The following is a 26301-nucleotide window of genomic DNA, read 5'->3' as shown; positions in this document are numbered from 1 at the left end:
AAAGAGTAGCGTTTTTCTATTTTAAATTTTCCAGCATTTCTACCGTCATCGAAGCCAAATCGTAGCGGTGCTTCCATTGCCAATCCTGTTGCGCACAACTGTCGTCTATAGAAGCCGGCCAACTGTCGGCAATCTTCTGGCGAAAATCAGGTTTATAGGAAATGGTAAAATCCGGAATGTGGTTTTTAATTTCCGCGGCTATCTCTTTCGGGGTAAAACTCACGCCGGCCAAATTGTATGAGGAACGAATTTTAATGCTTTCGGTCGGTGCTTGCATGATTTCTACCGTAGCACGAATGGCATCATCCATATACATCATCGGCAAGGCTGTGTCTTCTGAAAGAAAACATTCGTATTTCCCGTCTTTCAAAGCTTTGTGGTAGATATCAACGGCATAATCGGTAGTGCCGCCGCCGGGTTCAGTTGACCAACTGATTAAGCCTGGGTAGCGAATACTGCGTACGTCAACGCCGTAAATGTTATGGTAGTATTCACACCAACGCTCGCCGGTTTGCTTGCTGATGCCGTACACGGTTGTCGGCTCCATAATGGTGTATTGCGGTGTATTGTTTCTCGGGGTTGTAGGTCCGAAAACCGCTATACTCGATGGCCAAAATATCTTTTTGATTTTACCCGCTTTGGCCAAATTCAACACGTGGAAAAGCGAATTCATGTTCAAATCCCAAGCAAAAGCAGGATTTTTTTCGGCAGTTGCAGATAGTAAGGCCGCCATTAAATACACATCCGTAATATGGTATTGCTCAATTAAATGTTCAATCTGATTGTAATCTAAAGCGTTGACTACTTCAAAAATACCTTCGTTTACAATGTCTATATTCAGCTTTCTGATATCGGAAGCCACTACATTATCAACCCCGTAAATGCTTCTGAGTTTTTTGGTCAGTTCGGTCCCAATTTGACCACAGGCACCAATGATTAAAATTTTTGTATTCATGTTGTGTGTTTTAAGCATAAAACTCGCCGACTAAATAAACCCTCGAGTATTTTCGCAAAGATAACGTTTTCGTAAATGGAAAAGTCTTAAAAATTACCTTTGCTTTAACTACATCTTTACCATGTTTCCTTTTACCTTTGTACCTTTGTGATGTAAAAAAGTAAGGTCAATGAGAATCAATTTGTTGCGTTTTGTGATGCGCTCTCTGCTTTTGGTTTGCTTCGCCGGTTCGCTGACGCTCGTGTCTTGTCAAGAAGATCCTAAAATCCGACTCTTAGAACAAGAAAAAGAAGCCAAAAAACAAGAAGCCATTTTCAACAACATCAATCAGGGATGGCGTTTTAATGCGCAAACCGTTACCCAAACAGCCGGTTCGTTAACCAACAACTGGGCAGAATGGCGTATGTTTTTGACCGAGTTAGGGCAAAAGCCTAAAAGCAGTATAGGCGCCTTCAAACAAAAAGCCAAAGCCTTATCCAAAAGAGCCTTAGAGCTTAATAACAATATCCCGATGGCGTACAATACTCCCGAAGTTAAAAGCCGCATTGCCGCCATTACCACTAAAATTAATGCGGTGAACTTATACATTCATCTGCAACAAATTCCCGATCAAAAAATTGTAACATTGATTCCGAGCATCAACACCGAAGTGAATGCTTTACAATTTCAGTTGGAAGAAATTACCCGTAAAAGTCAGATTAAAATGGAAGATGGCGAAAGCGACATGTTGCAAATGCTCGACACCACCAGAGCCATTCCAACTTCACCTAAAGTAAAATCTTTACCCTAAGTTTTGAGTCAAAACGCTTTATACAACCGTTACCTGCATTCGCCGAAAGTCAAGCAAATTGCGGAGAGTTTAGAACAACCTTTAGCCAAAATACAACTCAAAGGGCTTTTGGGTTCATCCTTTTCTTTTGTGTTTAACGCGCTTTTCAAAAACAGTGAAAAGCCGTATTTGCTCATCTTTAACGAAAAGGAAGAAGCCGCTTATTATTTGAACGATTTAGAACAAATGATAGGCGCCAACGACGTGTTGTTCTATCCAAGTTCGTATCGGCGACCGTACCAAATTGAAGAAACCGATAATGCCAATGTATTGCTGCGCTCCGAAGTACTTAACCGCATCAATTCGCGTAAAAAACCGGCCGTCATTGTTACTTATCCTGAAGCGCTTTTTGAAAAAGTGGTGACGCGAAAAGAACTCGACAAAAACACTTTAAAAGTAACCGTAGGTGATAATGTCTCCATCGATTTCATCAACGAAGTATTGTTTGAATACGAATTCAAGCGCGTGGATTTCATCACTGAACCGGGCGAGTTTTCCGTTCGTGGCGGCATTTTAGACGTGTTTTCGTTTTCGAATGACAATCCGTATCGCATTGAGTTTTTCGGCAATGAAGTCGACAGCATCCGAACCTTCGATGTGGAAAGCCAACTCTCGGTAGAAAAGCAAAACAAGATTACCATCATTCCGAATTTAGAAAATAAATTCATCAAAGAAAATCGCGAAAGTTTCTTGGAATACATCAGTGATAAAACAGTGTTGTGTATCGAAAACACTGAGTTTCTGACTTCGCAACTCGACAAACTTTTCGGGAAAGCCATCGAGACTTTCGACAAACTTTCTAAAGACGTCAAACACGCTTCGCCGGAACAGTTGTTTTTAAACCAAGAAGGGTTTTTGAAGAAAGCTTTGGATTTTTCCCTAATTGAATTATCGAACAAGCCGTTGTTTAAAACCACCAAAACGTTCGAGTTTCACATTCAGCCACAACCATCGTTTAACAAACAATTCGATTTGTTGCTGAACAATTTGAGCGACAACCATTTTCACGGCTACACCAATTATTTGTACTGTGCCAATGAAGCGCAGGCCAACCGTTTCCACGATATTTTTGAATCGATAGACGAAGAAAATCACGAAGACATCCGCAAACAATACCACACGGTAGTGGCTTCTTTATACCAAGGCTTTATTGACGAAGAAAACCAAGTGGCTTGCTATACCGATCATCAAATTTTTGAACGCTACCACAAGTTCAGTATCAAAAACGGCTATTCGAAAAAGCAAACCATTACCTTAAAAGAGCTGAACTCTTTGTCTGTAGGCGATTATGTAACGCACATCGATCACGGTATCGGTAAGTTTGGCGGTTTGCAAAAAATACAAGTCGAAGGCAAAACCCAAGAAGCCATCAAACTGGTTTACGCAGATAACGACATCGTGTATGTGAGTATCCACTCGCTCCACAAAATTTCAAAATACAACGGCAAAGACGGGACGCCGCCCAAGATATACAAACTCGGTTCCAACGCTTGGAAAGCCTTAAAGCAAAAAACCAAAGCGCGTGTCAAACACATTGCGTTCAACTTAATTCAGTTGTACGCCAAACGCTGCTTGGAAAAAGGATTTGCCTTTGCGGCCGACAGTTATTTGCAAAAAGAATTAGAAAGCTCGTTTATTTACGAAGATACGCCCGACCAACTCAAAGCCACCCAAGACGTTAAAGCCGATATGGAAAAAGACCGTCCGATGGACCGATTGGTTTGTGGTGACGTGGGTTTCGGGAAAACGGAAGTCGCCATCCGTGCTGCTTTTAAAGCAGTGGACAATAGTAAACAAGTCGCCGTTTTGGTACCAACTACTATTTTGGCCTATCAACATTACCGCACTTTTAGCGAGCGTTTGAAAGACATGCCGGTCAAAATTGGTTACCTCAACCGTTTCCGAACAGCCAAACAAAAAACGCAAACCTTAGAAGATTTGGCTTCGGGTAAATTGGATATCATCATTGGAACGCACCAATTGGTGAACAAAAACGTTAAGTTCAAAGATTTGGGTTTGCTGATTGTAGATGAAGAACAAAAGTTTGGCGTGAACGTAAAAGACAAACTCAAAACCATAGCCGCCAATGTGGATACGTTAACCTTAACGGCTACACCTATCCCGAGAACTTTACAGTTTTCGTTAATGGCGGCGCGCGATTTATCGGTAATTACTACACCACCACCAAACCGTTATCCAATCGAATCACAAGTGGTTGGTTTTAATGAAGAGCTGATTCGCGACGCCATTTCTTATGAAATTCAAAGAAACGGTCAAGTCTTCTTCATCAACAACCGAATCGAAAATATCAAAGAAATAGCCGGTATGATTCAGCGATTGGTTCCCGATGCGCGTGTAGGCATTGGTCACGGTCAAATGGAAGGCAGCAAATTAGAAGAACTGATGCTAGGCTTTATGAATGGTGAGTTCGATGTTTTGGTGGCCACCACCATTATTGAAAGTGGTTTGGATGTACCGAATGCCAATACGATTTTCATCAACAACGCCAATAACTTCGGGTTATCCGACTTGCATCAAATGCGCGGTCGCGTTGGGCGAAGCAACAAAAAGGCTTTTTGCTATTTTATTTGTCCGCCTTATTCTGCCATGACCGAAGATGCGCGCAAGCGTATTCAGGCGTTAGAACAGTTCAGTGAATTGGGCAGCGGCTTTAATATTGCGATGAAAGATTTAGAGATTCGTGGTGCCGGTGATTTATTGGGTGGCGAACAAAGTGGTTTTATCAATGAAATTGGTTTCGAAACCTATCAGAAAATCATGAACGAAGCCATTGAAGAATTAAAAGAAAACGAATTCAAAGAGTTATACGAATCCGAAAACGACATCGACACTAAAGAATATGTCAAAGAATTACAAATCGACACCGATTTCGAGTTGTTGTTCCCTGATGAGTACATCAATAATATTTCAGAACGTTTGAATTTGTACAACGAATTAGGCAATCTTAAAACCGAGGAAGAACTGCAGGCTTTTGAAACTAAGCTCATCGACCGATTTGGCCCATTACCAAAAGAAGCTAAGGCTTTGTTGAACAGCATTCGCATCAAATGGATTGCCACGCATATGGGTATTGAAAAAATTGTGATGAAACAGGGCAAGTTGATTGGCTATTTTGTCTCCAACCAACAATCGGATTATTACAATTCAAGACAATTCTCAAAGGTATTGCGATTTGTACAACAACATGGTAATCTTTGTAAAATGAAAGAGAAAGAAACCAAAAACGGTTTGCGATTGTTGCTGACGTTTGACAATGTGAAATCCATATCCCGAGCGTTGGAGTTTATGGAATTGATGGTTCAATAATTCGTTGCATTAATACAATAAATAAAAAAGGCGTTCCAAATAGGACGCCTTTTTTATATGTGCTTATATGACTTATATGGTTCACTCTCAACCTACATCTTCAAAATCTTGAAATTGGTTTCTCTATCGTTAATCTTCAGCTTGAAGAAATACGTGCCTTTGGAGAAAGAAGACAAATCGACTTCCGTAGTCAACTCGTTGCCTTTTTGTTGCCACAACAATTGTCCTTGAACATTATACACGGTAACTTCTTTGATCGCATCTTTCGACTTGATGGATACTATTCCATTGGTTGGATTCGGATAATAACTGTAATCTATAAAATCATTCCCTGCCACACCTAACGATTGGATACAGGAAATATTGGCAATCCAACCCGGTGCGGTAACATACTGGTCGGAATAAAATCTGAAAGTCAGTGATCCGTCGGATGCAGTAGAAATTATAGTTCCCGGAGAGTCGGTTCCTGTGTAGCCTCCCGGAAAAAATTCAGGTGCTGTTATATCAGGTCCATCATAAATGTACAAATAGTCAAACTGAAATTCGAGATCAAAAGAGGTAAAAATAGCCATCAGCTTTTGATTAGGCTGATTTGGAATCATGGTTCGAATGAAAGATTCCATATTGGAATGCTCGCCTGTTTGTCCTCCTGTATCTGTAAACAACATGCCACTACAATAATCGCCTTCAGTAGCAAAAATTTTTCTTTCGAATGTTGGTGTGATGCCCGTACAAATAGGTCTCAATCGTACTTCATAATAGCGGTTTGGTAACAGGTTCGTCACGGTATAGGAGTTCCCGGTAACTGTTTGCCATGAGGAAGCGCCTGTGATTGAGGTTACCGAAATTTGCCAAGTAGTTCTGGTGGTATCCAAGTCGTTCCAAGTGATTACTGCAGATGTTTGGGTAATATTGTTAATCTGAATTTCAACTACAGTATTGATACAAGTGTTGACACAATCGGAACTCAAACAGGTTTTAGCATTTACAGTATTCGCTATCAATGCAGTAGGTTGTGGTCCGAATCCGTTGGCAAAACTAATCCCTACACCGGATACCAAGTGACAATAACTCATAATGGTTCCTTTTACCGTTGTTGACGGAATAGGACCTTGTGCACAACTTCCTTCGCTGTAACCGGCTTGTTGTCCGCAACCATCGATAGCGGTCCCATTGCCGTTCCAAACACAACCATGCGTGTGAGGAGAACCTAATGAATGGCCGAATTCGTGTGTAATTACTTGTACAGTCCAAGAGTAAGTTGGCACCGTAGCATAACTCAAATTCACATCAGAATAAGCATAATTGGATTGACCACAAATAGAATTTAAATAAGCCACACCGCCTAATCCGCCCGGATCAATGCCTACCAACATTCCAACATCTCCATTAAAGACCGGTCTGTTTTGCGCAAAAGTCCCTAAATAATCTCCTGAAGTTGAACCGGAAGGCATACCAACATAAGGATCGGGAGTAGTCCATACAAAAACCGACTTTAAGGCTGTGGTAATACCGTCATTAGTAAAAAGCGTTTGAACATTATTATACACAGAAGTCATCCAATTGGTAGCTGTAATAAGATCGCTTCCGTTTTGGATGTATAAATTAAAATCGACTTCAAAATAAAATGTAACACATTTTACGGTATTGGTTTCTCTGGCGGTTGTAGTCGATTGAGACATTTCATATCCTTCTTCTTTGGTGTAACAATCCCAATCGTTGGCTACCTTCATTTTGGCATCGGAATAAACGATATAATCTGTCAGATTGTTGGGCTGGTTTAGTTTACCTACGACCAAGTTGCCCCATTGTTCTGCCGAAATGATTCCGTTGCATTCTCCATTGAAGAAATTGAAAGAGGCGACCGAATTTACATCTCCGTTAACAATACCACGATAGTAGGCTCCTTTTTGGTAATATACATTTTTGCCTTTATCGGTATCTAAGCTAAAGTCTTCCGTAAAAAGTGTGACTTTGTAAAGCAATATTTCGATGTTTTGTCCTTGGTAAGGAATCTGAAGCTTAAGAGCTTCGTATTGGTTTTGGGCAATCTCATTGACTTGCGCTAAGTTCATTGTAGCCAAAGTAGCGTCTGCCACCACTTGGTTGACTGTTGCTTCGGATTGATTCCCTTTGGCTTGCAAAACTGAAAATGGCTTAAAATCGGCACTTTTTTGCTGCAATTCAGACACTTTTTGAGCAATTCTGTTTTGTGCAGGGAGCAACGCACAATTCAGGAATACAATTAATAGTAGGATTCTTTTCATAGCGGTATTTATTTTGGAGTAAAGTTATTGAAATTCAGGATAAAACCAATTTTTAACTGTTTTTTTCAGAATTTATACTTAAAAATGGTAAAACGCATCCTTTATATGATCAATTTTATAATGATTTTCTTCCTTACAAATAGCGATGATATCAAAGCGAATAGCAACGTCTAAATCGTTACTCGTTACGTATTCATTTACGGCTTTGACCAACAATTGGATTTTCTTGGGTTTGACAAAATCTTGCGGTAAACCAAACTCGATGGAAGAGCGCGTTTTAACTTCAACAACCGCTAAAGTGTTGCCAATCTGCGCAATAATGTCTATTTCAGCTTTTTGAAAAGTCCAATTGGTTTCTAAAATGGTATAGCCGTTTTGCTGCAGAAAATCTACGGCCAATTCTTCGCCTAACTTACCGAGTTCATTATGTTCTGCCATAAAGATTTAAGATTGTTGGTTAACGAATGATGATTTCTGAATAGTCAATCTGAAATCAAAAATCGTCACTCTTAATTCATCATTCAAATACTACCTTACTCGTTTCAGGGGTAACTTCCATTGTAATTTGTCGCCCGAAAATCAATGCGCGATTGTCTCGAATATGACCGGCCGGAAAATTATAAATGATAGGAATATTTAGGCCTTTCACGGTGTCTTCTATAATCTCCAAAGCATTTCTGCCCCACGGAATTTCGTTGTCTTTCATTTCGGTCATGCCGCCCACGATAATGCCTTTCAAACTGCTCAAACAACCGTTGCGTTTCAGGTTCATCATCATGCGGTCGACGTGATATAAGTATTCGTCTAAATCTTCTATAAACAGAATTTTATCGTGGCAATCAATCGCCGATTCCGAGCCTAACAAGCTGTACAAAATCGACAAATTCCCACCTACCAATTCGCCCTTGGCTTTTCCGGTATGATTGAGCGCATCGCAGTCTAAAGTATATTGTAATTTCTCGCCAAATAGTGCCGTACAGAGCGAGTTCTTGGCCTCATCGGTTGCTCGAGCCACACTCACGGGCATAATGGCATGCAAAGATTCGATGCCCATACGGTTCAAATGACTGTGCAATACCGTTACATCGCTGAAACCGATAATCCATTTCGGATTTTGCTTGAATTTGGTAAAATCCAATTTATCGATGATTTTCACCGTGCCGTAACCGCCGCGAACGCACCAAATGGCTTTGATATTCGGATTGTCCATTTGCTCCTGAAAATCGGCTGCGCGTTGATCGTCTGTCCCGGCCAATTGGAAATAATCCAAACCAATGGTGTTGCCTACTTTGACTTTCAGACCCCAACCTTCCAGCATATCGATGGTCGGTTTCAAATTGTCATCTAAGTTTTTACGAGCTGTGGAAACGATAGCAACCGTGTCGCCTTTTTGAAGATAAGGAGGTGTAATCATCTTTTTTTGGGAGTAAGAGAAAAAAGTAATTAATGAAACAAAAATTAAAAGGATTCGCATGAATCAAAAAGGATTGTAAATTGGCTATCCCAAAAGTAAACAAATCCCAAAATTAATTCGGGATTTCGGGGCTAAAAAGTTATTTTTGCACTCTATTTATCTGAATATGTTAGAAAATCCAACCCGAGGCTTGGCCGAACTGAGCGAAGCTAAAAGATATACTATTACGGCAGCATTGCCGTATACGAATGGTCCTATTCACATCGGACATTTGGCCGGCGTTTACGTTCCGTCCGACATTTATGCGCGCTATTTGCGATTACAAGGTAAAGATGTAGCCTTTATTTGCGGTAGCGACGAACACGGTGTAGCCATTTCCATGAAAGCCAAAAAAGAAGGCATTACACCTCAGGAAGTCATTGATAAATACAACGGCATTATCAAAAAATCGTTCGAAGATTTCGGAATTTCCTTTGATAATTACTCCCGAACTTCCGCTACAATTCACCACGAAACGGCTTCTGCCTTTTTTAAAAAATTATACGACAACGGCGACTTTATCGAAGAAGTGACCGAGCAATTATACGATGCCAAAGCCGAGCAGTTTTTGGCTGATCGTTTCGTAACCGGAACTTGTCCGAAATGCGAAAATCCCGAAGCTTACGGCGACCAATGTGAACGTTGCGGTTCGACTTTAAACGCTACCGATTTGATTAACCCGAAATCTACTATCACAGGAGAAACGCCGATTATCAAGGAAACCAAACACTGGTTTTTACCCTTAGACCGCTACCAAGACTTTTTGCAAAAATGGATCTTAGAAGACCATGCAAAAGATTGGAAAACCAATGTGTTGGGACAAGTGAAATCGTGGTTGGACGATGGCTTAAAACCTCGTGCTGTAACCCGCGATTTGGATTGGGGCATCGACGTGCCTGTGGAAGGTGCTGAAGGTAAAAAACTCTATGTGTGGTTTGATGCGCCTATCGGCTATATCTCAGCCACCAAAGAATGGGCCGCCCGTGAAGGTAAAAATTGGGAAGATTATTGGAAGAAAGAAGATACCAAATTGGTGCATTTTATCGGGAAAGACAACATCGTGTTCCACTGCATCATTTTCCCGGCCATGTTGAAAGCCGAAGGCAGTTTTATTTTACCCGATAATGTGCCGGCCAACGAATTCCTGAATTTAGAAGGCAACAAACTGTCGACTTCCAAAAACTGGGCGGTTTGGTTGCACGAATATTTAATCGATTTTCCGGAAAAGCAAGACGTATTGCGTTATGCTTTAACGGCTAATGCGCCCGAAACTAAGGACAACGACTTTACCTGGAAAGATTTCCAAGCGAGAAACAACAACGAATTGGCGGCTGTTTTCGGAAACTTTATCAACCGTGTAGTGGTGTTGACCAACAAATATTACAATGGTATAGTACCGACTCCGAATGAATTGACGGAAGTTGACGAACAAACCTTAGCCGAACTCAAAGCGTATCCGGCAGTGATTGCCAGTTCTTTAGAACGTTACCGATTCAGAGAAGCACAAGTCGAATTGATGAATGTAGCCCGTTTAGGCAACAAATACTTGGCCGACGAGGAACCTTGGAAGATGGTGAAAACCAATCCGGAGCGCGTGCAAACCCAAATGTATGTGGCCTTGCAAATCGCTTCGGCCTTAGCCATTTTATCGGAACCATTTTTACCGTTTACTTCGCAAAAATTGTGCAAAATGCTGAACATCCAATTGAACCACTGGAATTTGGCATTCGACCAATGGAACTTAACCAAAGCCGGTCACCAAATTGGTCAAGCCGAAATTTTATTTGCCCAAATTGAAGACGCGGAGATTCAAAAACAAATAGACAAACTCGAAGCTACTAAAAAAGCCAATATCATGGAAAACCAAGTGGTAGAACCTCAAAAAACTACAACAACTTTTGAAGATTTTTCAAAATTAGACTTGCGTGTCGGCACCATTTTGGAAGCCGAAAAAATGCCGAAAGCCAATAAATTATTGGTTTTAAAAGTGGACACCGGTATAGACGTTCGCACTATCGTTTCGGGTATAGCCGAACATTTTTCACCGGAAGAAGTAATTGGAAAACGCGTAACGGTATTGGTGAATTTGGCGCCAAGAGCTTTGCGCGGTGTGGAAAGCCAAGGAATGATTTTGATGACCAACAACAAAGAAGGTCAATTGGTTTTTGTGAATCCTGATGCGGATGGTGTTGGAAATGGTGCTTTGATTAGTTAGAAAAAATAAACTGATATGAACCTAAAAGTAATCGCATTTGATGCCGACGACACTTTGTTTGTCAACGAACCGTATTTTCAGGAAACCGAAGAAAAGTTCTGTGCCTTGATGAGCGATTATTTGTCGCATCAAGGCTTATCGCAGGAATTGTTTAAAACCGAAATTGCCAACTTAGAACTTTATGGTTACGGCATTAAGGGCTACATCTTATCGATGATAGAAGCGGCTATGCGTATTTCTAACAAAACCATATCGATAGAAGTGGTAGAAAAAATCACGGAATATGGTAAAGAATTGCTTCAAAAACCAATTGAATTACTTGACGGTGTGGAAGAAACCTTGCAAGCTTTGAGCGGGAAATACAAATTGGTGGTGGCCACCAAAGGCGACTTATTGGACCAAAGAAGAAAATTACACAATTCCGGTTTGGGTCATTATTTTCATCATATCGAAGTGATGTCGGACAAAAAAGAGAAAGATTATGAAGACCTATTGAAGCGTTTGGAAATTAAAGCTGAAGAGTTTTTTATGATTGGCAACTCCTTAAAATCTGATGTGTTACCGGTGTTGAATATTGGCGGACATGCTGTTCACATTCCATTTCATACGACTTGGGAACACGAAAAAATCAATCACAAAGTAGAACATCCAAACTTTAAAGCTTTGGAAAAAATCACCGAAGTTTTACCTCTTTTATTATCCTAAAGTGAAACATAAATTAGACTTGAACGCTTGGAATCGCAAAGAACACTTTACCTTTTTCAAGCAAATGGAGGAACCTTTTTTTGGTGTTACAGCACGTATAGATTGTACCCAAGCTTATGCAAAGGCAAAAGAATTAGGCGTATCTTTTTTTACTTATTATTTGCACAAAACCTTGTTAGCGGTCAATGCCGTTGAAAATTTTCGCTACCGCATTATTGGTGAGGATGTGTATGTTTTTGACCGAATCGATGCTTCAGCAACCATATTAAGAGACGATAAAACTTTTGGATTTTCTTTGGTAGAATTTGATGAAAACTTGGCGACTTTTGCCGAAATAACCAAAAAGGAAATTGCCCGAATTCAAATCACTCCCGGATTAATCACCCGCGATTTCGAAATTAATTTGATTCACTTTTCAGCCGTGCCTTGGATAGATTTTACTTCTTATTCACACGCTCGAAGTTTTACTTGGCCCGACAGTTGTCCGAAAATTTCTTATGGAAAAATGACCGAAGATAAAGGTCAAAAATTCATGGCCATTGCCGTTCACGTTCACCACGGATTGGCTGATGGTTATCATGTTGGGCAATTTTTAACGTTACTGCAAGAATTGATGAACGAATAATTTTTCTAAATTTACCAAAAAGAAAAAGATTATGCTAAAAACTAATATCGAAACAGCATTAAACAATCAAATTCGCATAGAAGCGGAATCATCGCAAATTTACCTTTCCATGGCTTGCTGGGCTGAGGCTCAAGGTTTGGAAGGTGTTGCACAGTTCATGTTCAACCAGTCTGATGAAGAGCGTCAACACATGTTAAAATTGGTAAAGTATGTGAATGAAAGAGGTTCGCATGCCAAAATCACCGAATTGAAAGCGCCTAAAACAGAATTCGGAACGTTCAAAGAAATGTTTGAAGAATTGTATCAACACGAATTATTTGTATCCAACTCTATTAATGAATTGGTTCATATTACTTTGGGTGAAAAAGATTATGCTACACACAACTTTTTACAATGGTACGTGGCAGAACAAATTGAAGAGGAAGCGCAAGCTAAAACCATTTTAGACAAAATCAATTTGATTGGGGAAGATCGTGGCGGATTGTATTTATTTGACCGCGATATCCAACAGTTAGCAGTAACCAGTTCTGTTTCTTTGGATGTTAAACCATAATTTGTTTTCACTTTAGACAACGTAATGTGAGCAAGAAAGAAAAAAATAAAACCAAAGACAAGGACAAAAAGCAAAAGAAACTGCTCCTTAAAACACTCTTGATTTCAAATGATTGTAAAACGGAGTGTTGTGAAAAATATAAGAAATCTGAAGATAAAAGATGTAAAAAATGTCCGATGTTTGATGTTCTTAAAAAGCTCAATAAACTAAAAAGCCTTCAAGATTAGAAGGCTTTTTTTATTCAAAATAGGTCCAATTTAAACCATCACTAATCACTATCACCGTCCTTTTATTCCCTTCATACATATAAATTTCGGTGCTACCGGTGGTGGATCCTTTAGGAAATAGTAGTCCCGCAGCGGTTGTAAGCTTAGCCGTAATACTGTTTTGAATATTTCTTACCACATAAATCCTTCCCGGGAAACTAACCGGATTGGGTAATCTGAACTCTTGATCTGTTGCCAACGGCACTATAGAAATATAAACACCGTCATCTATTAATGTTGCCGAACTGCTGCCATTGAGGGTAACAGTTTTAACAGATAAGTTACCATTGATATCTAATGTACTCAAAGGTGTAGCAGTATTAATACCAACTTGTGCCAAACCAAAACCAAGGTTTAAATAAAGAAAAGCTAAAACCAATATTGATCTTAATTGATTCATTTTCAAGGTTATTTTGACAGTTACCGTTAAATAAATGTAAACAAATTAATCCTATCAAAATCTTCTGTCGTTTTCAAATCATCATCGAAAACGTTTTCGTGTTGACAACTTTCTATTTTTATCGTTAAATTTTTAAGAAAGCTATAAACAGAAAAGCGACATAATTCCCATCCTGTCGTTTTACTAAACCGCATACAACCGCTAAACCGAATGCAATACAGTCAATATGGCTTCTCCGTATTTTTCCGTTCTGGTCTTTCCGAAACCGGGAACCAATTCGAGCTCCTCAATAGTTTTGGGATTAGATTTTGCTACCGCCATTAAATGAGCATTGTGGCAAACCCGAAAAGAGGACCATTCTAATTTTTTAGCCAAATTATTTCTCCACAATTTTAAAGCTTGAAAAACCCGTTCTTCTTGAGGTGATAATTCTTCAACTAAAAAATTTGTTTTTACTCTCTCTTTTTGAGGTTTTTTCAGAGTGTAAAAAATTACAACCGACCAATAATCAACAGTAGCAGTAGTAACAAAATTAGTAGAGGTTAACTTCACCTCAACATCCTCTAAAAAAGTATTCATCTTTACTTGATCATCTTGACAAAACTCTTTTGCCAGTCTGAGATTAAAAACCTTGACATTCATTTTTTTAAGTTCAATAAACAAAATCCTCTGACATTCCTCATTTCAAAAATAAAATGAGGAAGTCAAAAGAAGACACTTTATTTCCCTAACAACAAAATGTCATTTGCAACTACTTCGGTCACATAACGCTTAGCGCCGTCTTTATCCTCATAGCTTCTGTGGGTAAGTTTACCTTCAATAGCTATTTCTTTCCCTTTGACTACATACTTTTCAATAATTTCGGCTGTCTTGCCCCAAGCGGATACTCTGTGCCACTCGGTATTTTCAACTTTCTCGCCTTTATCATTGGTGTAGTAATCGTTGGTAGCCAGGGTAAGATTGGCTACTTTTTTTCCACCTTCAAGGTCTTTTACTTCAGGCTCTTGCCCTACGTGACCAATTAATTGTACTTTGTTTCTCATGGCATTCATGGCATTTAAAATTTAATGTTATTGTTATGCACTATTTTCTGTATCGGAATTCGCTTTGATTTCCAACGATACAAAGTTGCTAATCACAGTGAAAAACAGTCGGTTTATTACCGTTTACTTTCGACTGTAATTATTTGCACTCGTTTGTAAATAGAAATACTTTTCGTACATTTGAATTGATTCTATAAGATTTTATGTACTTTTTTAATATTTAAACCATTCTGTCATGGAAAAAAATTGCTTAGAATGTGGCGAGAAAATAGTAGGTAGAGAAGACAAAAAATTTTGTGGTGACGCTTGTAGAAATGCCTTTAACAACAAAATCAACAAAGACAGCAATAACTACATGCGAAACACCAACAACAAATTGCGAAGAAACTACCGCATCTTGGTTGAACTAAACTCAGAAGGAAAATCTAAGACAACGCGACTAAAACTCCTTAACAAAGGTTTCGATTTTGATTATTTGACCAATATCCGAACCACAAAAAACGGAAATACTTACTATTTTATTTACGATCAGGGCTATATGGCTGTTGAGAATGATTTTTATGTGTTGGTCAAAAAAGATATTTAGTACATTTACCTTGTATTTTAATTCTTACGCTCACTAAAAAACAGCTTAAGAGAGAAAAACAAACAACTAACCAACAATGAAAAACAACCAACCTTCACTGTTTAGCTTTTTGTTTTTAGTGGGAATACTGAGCGGTATTTTCTACTTTATGATGCCTCAAAGCTATGACACCACAGAAGCTCCGCTCTCAGAATTTTCTACCAAAAGAGCCCTTGATATTGTAAAGAAAATAGCGACCAAACCTCATTTTGTAGGGTCACAAAATCATAAAGTGGTTGCCAACTATCTGCAAAAAGAACTGCAAAATTTGGGCTTAGAAACCACGCTGCAAGAAGGTTTTACCATGACTGAAAAAGGAACTTTGGTAAAATCGACCAACATTTTAGCCAAGATTAAAGGAAGTTCGAATTCCAAAGCCTTACTGTTGCTTTCTCACTACGATAGTGCGCCACATTCCTTTTCGCACGGCGCCAGCGATGACGCATCGGGTGTGGCCACAATTATTGAAAGTGTCCGGGCGTTTTTACATAACAAATCCACTAACAAAAATGACATCATAATTTTATTTAGCGATGCGGAAGAAGTTGGGCTAAACGGAGCTGCCTTATTTGTAACCCGGCACCAATGGGCTAAAGAAGTTGGTTTGGTACTCAATTTTGAAGCCCGAGGTTCATCAGGTCCAAGCTATATGCTGATGGAAACCAACCAAGGTAATGGAAAATTAGTGAATGCTTTTGACCAAGGAAACGTTACTTATCCGGTGACCAACTCTTTGATGTACAGCATCTATAAAATGTTGCCCAACGACACCGATTTAACTGTTTTCAGAGAAACCGGAAAAATCCAAGGTTTTAATTTTGCTTTTATCGACAGTCATTATGATTATCATACTTCTCAGGACCGGTTTGAACATTTAGACCCAAAAACACTGGCGCACCAAGGAACGTATTTAGTCCCGCTTTTAAATCATTTTGCTAATGCCGATTTGACTGATTTAAACACCGCTGAAGACTATGTTTATTTTAATGTTCCGTTTGGTTTTATAAGCTATCCATTTGCTTGGATTTTCCCTATGTTGATTGTTGGTTTTGTATTGCTTATCCTTTTTGTATTTATCGGTTTGGGCAAACAAGTCCTTCGAATTGATGAAATCATTAAAGGATTTATTCCGCTTTTTTCAGCCATTATCACTACTGCTCTGATTACGTATGTTGGATGGAAATTACTGCTAAATTTTTATCCGGAATACCAAGATATTCTTCAAGGATTTACTTATAACGGACAAGACTATTGTTATGCTTTTACCTGCTTAACCCTCGGCATTTGCTTTCTCTTTTACCAAAACAAAAGCAAACGCCATCCCGAAATGAACCAACTGATCGCACCATTATTCATTTGGTTACTCATCAATATTGGAATCGCTTTAAAACTGAAAGGTGCCGGATTTATGATTTTACCGGTATTATCGTCAGCTTTAATGCTGGGCTACTATGTTTTGACGCAAAAAACCAATTGGCTGTTAAACGTTATTTTGGCCGTGCCAACCTTACTCATCCTGACACCACTAATTATGATGTTCCCGATTGGATTAGGGTTAAAAGTAATGTTTGGCTCTTCCATTTTAACGGTATTGACCTTCACCTTGTTACTCCCTATTTTCGGCTCGTATGAAAAGAAAGGGATTTGGGCGACACTTTTTATTCTATTAGCCATCGGATTGTTCATTAAAGCCCATCAGGAATCGGGTTACACTTACGGCAAAGCCAAGCCAAACAGTTTGGTCTATGCGTTGGATACCGACACCAACAAAGCTTATTGGACCACATATGATGTGAATTTGGACGAATGGACGAAAGCCTATTTAGGCGATAATCCGAAGAGTGGAAAACCCTTAAACACCAACAAGTTGTACAGTAAATATGGTTCCGAATTTACCTTTATGGCCGAAGCACCAATGAAGAACATCGCCCAACCGACTATCGAATTTTTACGCGATACCATCAAAGGCAACCAACACCTTTACCGAATCAAAATATCACCGAACCGAACCGTAAACCGCTACGACATTTTCAACAATAAAGGCATCACGATTCACAATTTTAAAGCCAATGGTGTTACGGCAATTGAATTTAAAAGCAATATTTCGGGCAAAACCGACGGCAAATTGCTGAGTTATTACGTGGTAGATAATATTCCGCTGGAACTCGAATTTTCCATTCCGGCCAACCAAAAACTCGATTTAGATTTGGTGGAAAGTTCTTTTGATTTGCTAACCAATCCACAATTCAGTGTCGCCAAAAGAAAAAGTTGGATGATTCCAACACCATTTGTGCTCAACGATGCCGTGATGATTCGCCAAAAGGTGAAAGCCTCCGCAAAACCGGTAACAGCACTAATACCTAATCACCGACGCAATTGGCTCAGAGACAGTACTTCGGCAACCAACGACACGCTGCGTCCATGAAAAAAATCAGTATCTTAGGTTGTGGTTGGTTGGGATTGCCGCTCGCGAAATCAATCATAAATAAAGGATTTCCGGTAAAAGGTTCTACCACTTCCGAAGCAAAATTAGCCGTTTTGGAGTCGGCCAACATCCAAGCCTATTCTATTCGATTAACGGAAAATGAAGTCAATGGCAACATGGAAGCTTTTTTATCAGAATCCGAAATTTTAATTATTGATATTCCACCCAAACTCAGAGGCGACGGTGCCGAGAATTTTGTGGCGAAAATAGCGACGCTTGTTCCTTTTATAGCACAATCGACCATCAATCATGTGGTGTTTATCAGTTCGACTTCTGTGTATGCCGATGACAATACCATCGTGACCGAAAACAGTCAACCCGAACCCGATACCGAAAGCGGCAGGCAATTATTAGCTACCGAAAAATTGTTGCAAGCCAACACCAACTTTCAAACCACCGTGATTCGCTTTGGCGGATTGATAGGTGAAAACCGACATCCGATACATTTTTTAGCCGGCAGAAAAAACCTGGAAAACCCCGAGGCGCCGATTAATTTAATCCATCAAAACGATTGTATAGGCATTATCGAAGCAGTCATTGCCCAAAATACTAAAGGCGAAGTGTTCAATGCTGTAGCACCTTTCCATCCAACCCGAAAAGATTATTACACCCAAAAAGCGGCAGCATTAGGGTTGCCTTTGCCGGAATTTGACGAAAGCAAGCCTACTGTTGGAAAAACCATTGTAAATGACAAAATCACTACTATTTTGGATTACACTTTTAAGCACACAGACTTATAAAATTGAAGCAACAAGTATAAAAAAACCTCAAGCTGTAACTTGAGGTTTTCTGTTTTTTTACCAAATCTTAACCCTTTTGGAAGGTTCTAAATACATGCCGTCTCCGGGTTGTATATTAAACGCTTGGTGGAAAGTATCCAAGTTCAACAAAGGCACATAAGCGCGGTACATTCCAGGCGAATGCGGATCGGTTTTCACTTGATTTTTAATCGCTTCATCTCGCATTTTGCTTCTCCAAATAGTAGCCCAAGAAATAAACAAACGTTGTTCCGGCGTAAAACCGTCAATCAAGCCCGGATTGCCGTTCTCTTTTAAATACAATTGCAAACCGTCGTAAGCCGCATTAATGCCACCTAAATCACCAATATTTTCTCCTAAGGTAAACTTCCCGTCTACTTTGGTTCCGGGTAATGGCTCTAAAGCCGAATATTGGTCGGCCAAAGCCGTTCCTAAAGCCGTGAATTGTTTTAAATCTTCATCCGTCCACCAGTTTACCAAGTTTCCGTCGGCATTGTATCTTGAGCCTGAATCGTCAAAACCATGGGAGATTTCGTGACCGATAACGGCACCAATGCCACCATAATTTACCGCTTCATCGGCCTTGTAATCGTAAAACGGCGGTTGCAAAATGGCAGCAGGGAATACGATTTCGTTATTCGATGGATTGAAATAAGCGTTTACGGTTTGTGGCGACATGCCCCATTCGGTTTTGTCTACAGGTTTGCCCATTTTTTCAATATTTCTTTTGAAACTCCAATTCGAAATGTTCATAGCGTTGTCAAAATAGCTGCCGCCTTCTTCCGGACTTTGGATGGCGAGTGCCGAATAGTCTTTCCACTTATCAGGATAACCGATTTTAATCGTCATCTTGTTCAATTTCTCGATAGCGCTTAATTTGGTTTGAGGCGACATCCAAGTCAAATTGTTGATGCGGATTTCATAAGCCTTGATCACGTTCTTAATCATATTCGCCGCTTTGGTTTTGGCCTCAGCCGGGAACATTTTTTCAACGTATAATTTTCCTAAAGCTTCACCGGTAGCGCCGTTAATGACTTGCAACGCTCTTTCTTTACGAGGACGTTGTTTGATGGCACCGCTTAAGGTTTTGCTGTAAAATTCCCAATTGGCCGTTTCTAATTCGGTCGATAATTTTCCGGCAGCGTCATTGAGTAAAGTCCAACGCATGTAAGCTTTCCAATCTTCCAATTTGTTTTCGGTAAATATTTTTTGCAAAGCTTCCATATAACGCGGTTGCGACACAATTACCGTGTCCACTTTCGGCAATCCTAAACCGGTAATATAACTTTCCCATTGTATGGCCGGCGTTAATTTTTGCAATTCTGCTACCGTCATTGGGTTATATGTTTTTCTACGGTCTCTGCGCTCCACTCTGTCCAATCTTGGTTTGGACATGGCAATTTCAAGGGCCAAAATATTCTCGGCATTTTTCTGAGCTACTTGCGGTTTTTCACCTAAGAAAGCCAACATCCTGGCAACGTGCGCTACATATTTCTGTCTTTTTTCTTTAGAATCAGCATCATCAGACACATAGTAATCTCTGTCAGGTAATCCTAAAGAACCGGGACCAACATTCACCACGTTGCGGTTGCTGTTTTTAGCATCAGTACCAACCCCAACGCCAAAGAATCCTATGCCGCCTTTCGGAGCCATTTCGAGCATTAATTTTTGCAAATCGGCCACCGACTTTACTTTGTTGATTTTATCCAAATACGGTTTTAAAGGTTTGATTCCCGCTTTGTTTCGGGCCACAGTATCCATAATGGTGCGGTACAAATTGATGGCCTTGCCTTGATCGGTATTGGATTTATAAGCCGGATTTTTAGCCGCTTCTTCCAAGATATTTAAGGCATCAATGTCGGTTTTTTGACGCAATTCGTCAAAGCTTCCCCAACGGGTACGATCAGCCGGAATCTCGGTGTTCTTTACCCAAGTTCCGTTGACAAAGTTGAAAAAATCATCGTTTGGTCGAACAGATTTATCCATTAACGACAAATCGATACCCGGTTTTTTTTCCTGAGCATTCAGCGAAGCAGTACTTAGTGTAACCAAAGCCAGCATCGCTACTTTAGCAATAGTATTTTTTTTCATAGGTTTAGAATAAGTTAGACTTACAAATTTACCGATTATGATGTTACAATCGATTTTTTAACAAAATTATAAGTGTTGATTAGCTGTTTATCGTTACAATTATGATGGTGCTTTTGTACTTTTGTCAAAAAAACCAAATGTTGGATTTTATCAAAAAATACCGGATTTTAATCATCACATTTATACTGTTTTCCATAGTAACAGTTTCCTTATTTTACAACGCTTTAAAACCTCAAAAGACCTTACCGATTTACAATCCGGCCGATGTGAATCCGGAATTGGTGGACAGCACAGTTCAGTTTGTGGCAAAATACCACACTATAGCCGACTTTTCTTTTACCAATCAAAACGGAAAAACCATCACCCAAAAAGATTATGAGGGCAAGATTTATGTAGCCGATTTCTTTTTCACCACTTGCGGTTCTATCTGTCCTATTATGACCACCAACATGATTGATGTTCAAAAAGCATTTGCCAATAACCCTAAAGTGATGATTCTATCTCACACCGTTACTCCTGAAATTGACAGCGTTCCGGTATTGAAAAAATATGCCTTAGAGAAAGGTGTAATCGATTCTAAATGGAACTTGGTTACCGGCGACAAAAAAGACATTTACAGCATGGCACGTAAATCATATTTGGCGGTTAAACTCGGAAAACCGGAAGAATTATACGATATGGTACACACCGAAAATTTTGTGTTAGTGGATGCTGAAAGACGCGTTCGCGGTTTTTATGACGGCACGAAGAAAGAAGAAGTTAAAAAGTTAATTGAAGACATTCAATGGCTGTTAACAGAAGATAAAAATTAGTTAAACTGATATTTATCATTCTGTTTTCTTTTTTTATCGCTACTTTTGTAATCTTAATTCAATCTAAATAAGTATTGAAAACCACCGTTGATTTATTAAAAATAGGAGACAAAGCCATCATCACTCACGTGGATTTGGATAAAATTCCATTGAAACTATTGGAAATGGGTTGCTTGCCCGACAATGAGTTGGAAATTATTCAAATTGCACCGCTCGGCGATCCTATTTACCTTAATGTAAACAACGGTTCCCATTTGGCCATTCGAAAAGAAACCGCTCATGAAATTGAAGTAGAAATCCTCGAACCTTAAAAACATGAGCCTCCAAAATATCAACGTAGCACTTATCGGAAATCCCAATACAGGAAAAACCTCTGTCTTTAATGAACTGACCGGTTTAAACCAACAAGTTGGAAATTATCCGGGCATTACAGTAGATAAAAAAATTGGATTTTGCAGGCTTCCCAACAATATTAAGGCCAACATTTTAGATTTGCCCGGAACTTACAGTTTGAATGCCAGCTCAATAGATGAAAATGTGGTGATTGAATTGTTGTTGAACAAAAACGACAAACTCTTTCCGGATGTGGCAGTAGTAGTAACGGATGTAGAAAATTTGAAACGAAATTTGTTGCTCTTCACCCAAATCAAAGATTTAGAGATTCCTACCATTTTGGTCATTAATATGATTGACCGAATGAAAGCAAAGGGTATTTCCCTAGACATTCCGTTTTTGGAAGAACAACTAAAAACCAAGATTGTTTTGGTTAGTACTCGAAAAGGCAACGGAATAGAAGAATTAAAAAAGGCAATTGTTGATTACAAAAACCTTTCAACAGAGCCTTGTTTAAATGCTTCCGGAATTGACCCTGAGTATTTCAACAAACTCCGCAATGCTTTTCCTGATCAATTGTTGTACAAGCTATGGTTGGTAATTACACAAGATGTAAATTTCTTGAATTTAGAACGAAAAGAAATTCAGAGTTCTTTTTCTAAATCACATGCCGATTTAAAACGTTTACAACAAAAAGAAACCATCAAAAGGTATCAGTTTATCAACGATACTCTCAAAGTTGGTCAAAACATAGATTTATCAATCGCATCAGATTGGCGACTCAAGCTCGACAAAATTCTTACGCATAAAGTTTTTGGTTATGCAATTTTCTTTGGGATTTTATTCTTGATTTTCCAGTCTATTTTTGATTGGTCGAGTGTTCCGATGGAATATATTGACAGTACTTTTGCCAATTTGGCCAATTACACCAAAACAAATATGGCCACGGGCGAACTGACTAATTTGATTAGTGAAGGAATTATTCCGGGCATTGGCGGTATCGTGATTTTCATCCCGCAAATTGCCTTCTTGTTTTTGTTTATTTCGGTCCTGGAAGAAAGCGGATATATGAGCCGCGTGGTGTTTTTAATGGACAAAATCATGCGTCGCTACGGACTATCCGGAAAAAGTGTAGTGCCTTTGATTTCGGGTACGGCTTGTGCGATTCCGGCCATTATGAGTGCCCGAAACATCGAAAATTGGAAAGAACGATTAATTACCATACTGGTTACTCCTTTTATCACTTGCTCCGCACGCTTACCGGTTTATGCCATTTTGATTGCGTTAATCATTCCGGAAAAAAGGGTATTGGGCATTTTTAGTTTACAAGGTGCAACACTAATGTTGCTGTACTTGCTTGGCTTTGGAATGGCGATTTTTTCGGCTTATCTTTTAAATAAAATACTCGACCTCAAAACCAAATCATATTTTGTAGTAGAAATGCCAAACTACAAATTGCCGTTGTTTAAAAATGTAGCCATCAATGTGGTGGAAAAAACCAAATCATTTGTATTAGGCGCCGGAAAAATCATACTCACCTTATCGGTTATTTTGTGGTTTTTAGGGTCTCACGGTCCGGCCAAAGGCTTTGACAACGCAGAAAGCTTGATCATCAAAAAAGTCAAATCGGAAAATCGTTTGGATGATGTAGCATACCTCAACGACCAAATCAGCGCCCACAAATTAGAGAACTCCTACATCGGTATTATGGGGAAATCTATCGAACCGGTTATCGAACCTTTGGGTTACGATTGGAAAATCGGAATCGCTGTGGTAAGCTCTTTTGCTGCGCGAGAAGTATTTGTGGGAACTTTAGCCACCATTTACAGTGTGGGCAGCCATAGCGATGAAGAAACCACTATCAAAAACCGCATGAACGCCGAAATTCGTCCGGACGGCAAAAAAGTCTTCAACTTTGCTACCGGTGTTTCTCTCTTACTTTTTTACGCTTTTGCTATGCAATGTATCAGCACGTTAGCCATTGTAAAAAGAGAAACCAACAGCTGGAAATGGCCTGTTATACAGTTGGTTTTTATGAGTGGTGTTGCTTATTTGTCTTCCCTAATTGCCTATCAATTATTGAGTTAAAAGTATTCCGTTTTTGATTAAAAATAAATCGAAAAAATTTATTATTTATATTTTGTCTAAATAAAAATACAAAGTATCTTTGCTGCGTTGATTTAATCTAAATAAAAATGCGACGTTTTTCCTTTTTGCTCATCTCTCTGTTAGCAACCTACTCTGTAAAAGCCCAAGACCAGTTTGAAACCGAAACCAACGATACCGTTAAAAGATTAGCTCCGGTTATCATCATTCCGAAACAGCAAAGTCCCGAAAGAATGCCTGAAACCAAAGACAATGTATTGTTTTCAGGAAAAAAGAATGAAGTCTTAAAATTGTCCAACATCAACGGAAACTTAACCAATAACAACGCCCGTGAAATTTTTGCCCGTATTCCGGGTGTAACGGTATGGGAAAACGATGGTTCCGGTATTCAAATCAACGTTGGTGTTCGTGGCTTAAGTCCGAATAGAAGTTGGGAACTTAACACCCGTCAAAACGGTTATGATATTTCTTCTGATGTCTTCGGTTATCCGGAAGCATATTACAATCCGCCATTGGAAGCTGTTGAAACCATCAGCTTGGTTCGCGGCGGTGCTTCGTTGCAATTCGGACCACAGTTTGGCGGTACTTTAAATTATGTTTTAAAAAGAGAAACCAAGAAAAAATTCTCTTTCGAAACCCAAAATACCGTAGGAAGCTATGGCCTAATGAGCAGCTACAATGCCCTTGGCGGTAAATACAAAAAATTCTCTTATTATGTTTACAATCATTCTCGCAGTGGCGATGGTTGGAAGGAAAATAGCGAATATACCGTGAGAAACACCCATGCTTTTGCGGAATACCAATTTACAGAAGACACTAAACTTTCGGCAGAATATACCAATATGGATTACAAAATGCAACAAGCCGGTGGTTTAACCGATGAGCAATTTAACAATGATCCGCGTCAGTCGCTAAGAGAAAGAAACTGGTTTGGGACGCCGTGGAATCTATTCTCCGTTCACTTAGAAACTAAAATCAGCGAGCGATTGACTTCCGACACTAAGTTATTCGGACTTATAGGCGAACGCAACAGTGTTGGTTTTACTGCAGCGCCTAATGTGGAAGATGTTATCAATCCGGCAACTAACGATTACGCCAACCGAAGAGTTGACCGCGATTACTACCAAAACTTTGGTTTGGAAAACCGTAACGTATTCCAATACAAATTGGGTAAAATCGATAACAATCTGGCTTTTGGTGTTCGTTTGTACAAAGCGAATACAGAACGCAAACAAGAAGGAAGGGGAACCACCGGATCCGATTTTGATTTGTCTATAGACGGTGAATTTGCGCGCGACTTAGATTTCACCACCGAAAACGTAGCCGTATTTGCGGAAAACCAATTCAAAGTAACCGAAAAATTCAGCATAACTCCGGGTGTTCGTTACGAGTACATCAAATCGGAAGCCGAAGGAAGATTTGGTATCAGCAGCGGCAACGAAGTAGCTTTGCCTCATAAAACCATCTCCAGAAACCAACCTTTATTTGGTTTAGGCTTAGAATATAAATTCAGAACCACCAATGTTTACGCCAACATAACCCAAGCGTATCGTCCGGTATTGTTCTCCGATTTAACGCCTCCGGCCGTGACCGATGTTATCGATCCGAACTTAAAAGATGCCGATGGCTATAATGCTGATTTGGGCTTCAGAGGTACATATAAAAACTATTTGAACTTCGATTTCAGCTTATTCTACTTGAGCTATAACAACCGAATTGGCGGAGTGCGTCAGTTTGTCAACAACGACCCAACACAAGGCACTTACATTTACAGAACCAATTTGGGAGAAACCGTAAACAAAGGAATTGAAGGCTTTTTTAACTTAAACATTACCCGTCTCTTTGAAGTAGAAAAACCATACGGTAACTTAGATTTGTTCGCGTCGGTGAGTTTTATCGACAGTCGTTACACCGATTTTAAAGTGTATACCGCAACCGGAAGTGCTCCAAACGTAACCATTACCGAAAGTAACTTATCCGGAAACCGTGTGGAAAATGCACCGAGATACATTCACAATTTTGGTCTTTCTTGGGGTAATAACAACCTATCGGCTACAGTACAATACCGCATGTCGGGTAAAATTTTTACCGATGCTAACAACACAAAAACACCATCAGCCAATGGTTTGACCGGTTTATTAGAAGAGTATCAAGTGTTTGATTTTTCAGCCGAATACAAATTCTTGAAAAACTATAACCTTCGCGCCGGTATCAACAACTTGTTAGACGAAGAATACGCCACCCGAAGAGCCGGCGGTTATCCCGGCCCCGGAATTTTAGCGGGTGAAGGCAGAACCTTCTATATTTCTGTAGGCGCCAAACTTTAATACAAAAAAAGGTTTTCATTATGGTGAAAACCTTTTTACTTTTATACTATGTTTCAAACGATAATCACCTATTGCCTTGTTGGACTGGCCGTATTTTTTTTGATAAAACCGCTTTTTAAAAACAAA

Annotated in this window: 21 protein-coding genes; 13 read left to right on the top strand and 8 right to left on the bottom strand. The window is 39.5% G+C overall.

Annotated features, from left to right (window positions below; all coding sequences use genetic code 11):
• Positions 1-16 precede the first annotated feature (16 nt).
• A complete protein-coding gene (locus ACJG85_RS03475; protein ID WP_409675485.1) occupies positions 17-955 on the bottom strand; it encodes an L-threonine 3-dehydrogenase in 939 nt (312 codons plus the stop codon).
• Positions 956-1124: 169 nt separating this feature from the next.
• On the opposite strand from ACJG85_RS03475, the gene ACJG85_RS03470 reads away from it, so the two are divergent.
• On the top strand, positions 1125-1745 hold the full coding sequence (locus tag ACJG85_RS03470; protein ID WP_409675482.1) for a hypothetical protein: 621 nt from the start codon (positions 1125-1127) through the stop codon (positions 1743-1745).
• A gap of 3 nt (positions 1746-1748) precedes the next feature.
• Positions 1749-5111, top strand: coding sequence for a transcription-repair coupling factor (mfd, locus tag ACJG85_RS03465; RefSeq protein WP_412476925.1), 3363 nt, complete (start codon positions 1749-1751; stop codon positions 5109-5111).
• 92 nt (positions 5112-5203) lie between these two features.
• Here the strand turns inward: mfd and ACJG85_RS03460 are convergent, their stop codons facing one another.
• From ACJG85_RS03460 to ACJG85_RS03450, 3 genes are all read right to left on the bottom strand, one after another.
• The gene (locus ACJG85_RS03460) at positions 5204-7378 is read right to left on the bottom strand and encodes a M12 family metallo-peptidase (RefSeq protein ID WP_412476924.1); all 2175 of its coding nucleotides are present in this window, start codon (positions 7376-7378) and stop codon (positions 5204-5206) included.
• Between the two features lie 78 nt (positions 7379-7456).
• Positions 7457-7816 (bottom strand): YraN family protein, encoded by a 360-nt coding sequence (locus ACJG85_RS03455; protein ID WP_412476923.1) that lies wholly within the window; start codon positions 7814-7816, stop codon positions 7457-7459.
• A 79-nt stretch (positions 7817-7895) separates the two neighbouring features.
• Positions 7896-8792, bottom strand: coding sequence for a S66 peptidase family protein (locus ACJG85_RS03450; protein WP_409675470.1), 897 nt, complete (start codon positions 8790-8792; stop codon positions 7896-7898).
• 166 nt (positions 8793-8958) lie between these two features.
• Here ACJG85_RS03450 and metG point away from each other — a divergent pair, with 166 nt between their 5' ends.
• The 4 genes from metG to ACJG85_RS03430 are packed head-to-tail and all read left to right on the top strand — an operon-like array spanning position 8959 to position 12929.
• Positions 8959-11046 carry a methionine--tRNA ligase gene (gene metG / locus ACJG85_RS03445; protein WP_412477185.1) on the top strand — a complete coding sequence of 696 codons (2088 nt, stop codon included), beginning with the start codon at positions 8959-8961 and terminating at the stop codon, positions 11044-11046.
• Between the two features lie 15 nt (positions 11047-11061).
• On the top strand, positions 11062-11751 hold the full coding sequence (locus tag ACJG85_RS03440) for an HAD family hydrolase (protein ID WP_290874612.1): 690 nt from the start codon (positions 11062-11064) through the stop codon (positions 11749-11751).
• 1 nt (position 11752) lies between these two features.
• Complete coding sequence (locus ACJG85_RS03435) at positions 11753-12376, top strand: CatA-like O-acetyltransferase (RefSeq protein ID WP_412476922.1); 624 nt, start codon at positions 11753-11755, stop codon at positions 12374-12376.
• A 31-nt stretch (positions 12377-12407) separates the two neighbouring features.
• The gene (locus ACJG85_RS03430) at positions 12408-12929 is read left to right on the top strand and encodes a ferritin (protein WP_412476921.1); all 522 of its coding nucleotides are present in this window, start codon (positions 12408-12410) and stop codon (positions 12927-12929) included.
• Between the two features lie 237 nt (positions 12930-13166).
• Here the strand turns inward: ACJG85_RS03430 and ACJG85_RS03425 are convergent, their stop codons facing one another.
• The 3 genes from ACJG85_RS03425 to ACJG85_RS03415 all read right to left on the bottom strand — a co-directional run bounded on the left by ACJG85_RS03425 (position 13167) and on the right by ACJG85_RS03415 (position 14647).
• Positions 13167-13595 carry a hypothetical protein gene (locus tag ACJG85_RS03425; protein WP_409675460.1) on the bottom strand — a complete coding sequence of 143 codons (429 nt, stop codon included), beginning with the start codon at positions 13593-13595 and terminating at the stop codon, positions 13167-13169.
• 201 nt (positions 13596-13796) lie between these two features.
• Positions 13797-14237 (bottom strand): HRDC domain-containing protein, encoded by a 441-nt coding sequence (locus ACJG85_RS03420; protein ID WP_409675457.1) that lies wholly within the window; start codon positions 14235-14237, stop codon positions 13797-13799.
• Between the two features lie 77 nt (positions 14238-14314).
• Positions 14315-14647, bottom strand: a complete 333-nt coding sequence (locus tag ACJG85_RS03415) for a single-stranded DNA-binding protein (RefSeq protein ID WP_409675454.1) — start codon at positions 14645-14647, stop codon at positions 14315-14317.
• A 226-nt stretch (positions 14648-14873) separates the two neighbouring features.
• On the opposite strand from ACJG85_RS03415, the gene ACJG85_RS03410 reads away from it, so the two are divergent.
• From ACJG85_RS03410 to ACJG85_RS03400, 3 genes are all read left to right on the top strand, one after another.
• Positions 14874-15224, top strand: a complete 351-nt coding sequence (locus tag ACJG85_RS03410) for a hypothetical protein (protein WP_409675451.1) — start codon at positions 14874-14876, stop codon at positions 15222-15224.
• 76 nt (positions 15225-15300) lie between these two features.
• Positions 15301-17688 carry a M28 family peptidase gene (locus tag ACJG85_RS03405; protein WP_412476920.1) on the top strand — a complete coding sequence of 796 codons (2388 nt, stop codon included), beginning with the start codon at positions 15301-15303 and terminating at the stop codon, positions 17686-17688.
• The gene (locus ACJG85_RS03400; RefSeq protein ID WP_412476919.1) at positions 17685-18488 is read left to right on the top strand and encodes an SDR family oxidoreductase; all 804 of its coding nucleotides are present in this window, start codon (positions 17685-17687) and stop codon (positions 18486-18488) included. The genes ACJG85_RS03405 and ACJG85_RS03400 overlap by 4 nt, the downstream gene beginning before the upstream one ends.
• 57 nt (positions 18489-18545) lie before the next feature.
• On the opposite strand, the gene ACJG85_RS03395 is transcribed toward ACJG85_RS03400, so the two are convergent.
• Positions 18546-20597, bottom strand: coding sequence for a M13 family metallopeptidase (locus ACJG85_RS03395; RefSeq protein ID WP_412476918.1), 2052 nt, complete (start codon positions 20595-20597; stop codon positions 18546-18548).
• 137 nt (positions 20598-20734) lie between these two features.
• On the opposite strand from ACJG85_RS03395, the gene ACJG85_RS03390 reads away from it, so the two are divergent.
• The 4 genes from ACJG85_RS03390 to ACJG85_RS03375 all read left to right on the top strand — a co-directional run bounded on the left by ACJG85_RS03390 (position 20735) and on the right by ACJG85_RS03375 (position 26175).
• Entirely contained in the window at positions 20735-21409 is a 675-nt protein-coding gene (locus ACJG85_RS03390; RefSeq protein WP_409675440.1) for an SCO family protein, read from the top strand.
• A gap of 74 nt (positions 21410-21483) precedes the next feature.
• Positions 21484-21720, top strand: coding sequence for a FeoA family protein (locus ACJG85_RS03385; protein WP_290875975.1), 237 nt, complete (start codon positions 21484-21486; stop codon positions 21718-21720).
• A 4-nt stretch (positions 21721-21724) separates the two neighbouring features.
• Positions 21725-23830: a ferrous iron transport protein B gene (gene feoB, locus ACJG85_RS03380; RefSeq protein WP_412476917.1), complete on the top strand. Its 2106-nt coding sequence runs from the start codon at positions 21725-21727 to the stop codon at positions 23828-23830.
• 107 nt (positions 23831-23937) lie between these two features.
• Complete coding sequence (locus tag ACJG85_RS03375; RefSeq protein WP_412476916.1) at positions 23938-26175, top strand: TonB-dependent receptor family protein; 2238 nt, start codon at positions 23938-23940, stop codon at positions 26173-26175.
• Positions 26176-26301: the final 126 nt, after the last annotated feature.

The sequence above is a fragment of the Flavobacterium mekongense genome (assembly GCF_047038255.1).
GTDB lineage: Bacteria > Bacteroidota > Bacteroidia > Flavobacteriales > Flavobacteriaceae > Flavobacterium > Flavobacterium mekongense.
Note: the sequence above shows the minus strand (reverse complement) of the source record. Positions and strands in the feature narration are given on the sequence as shown.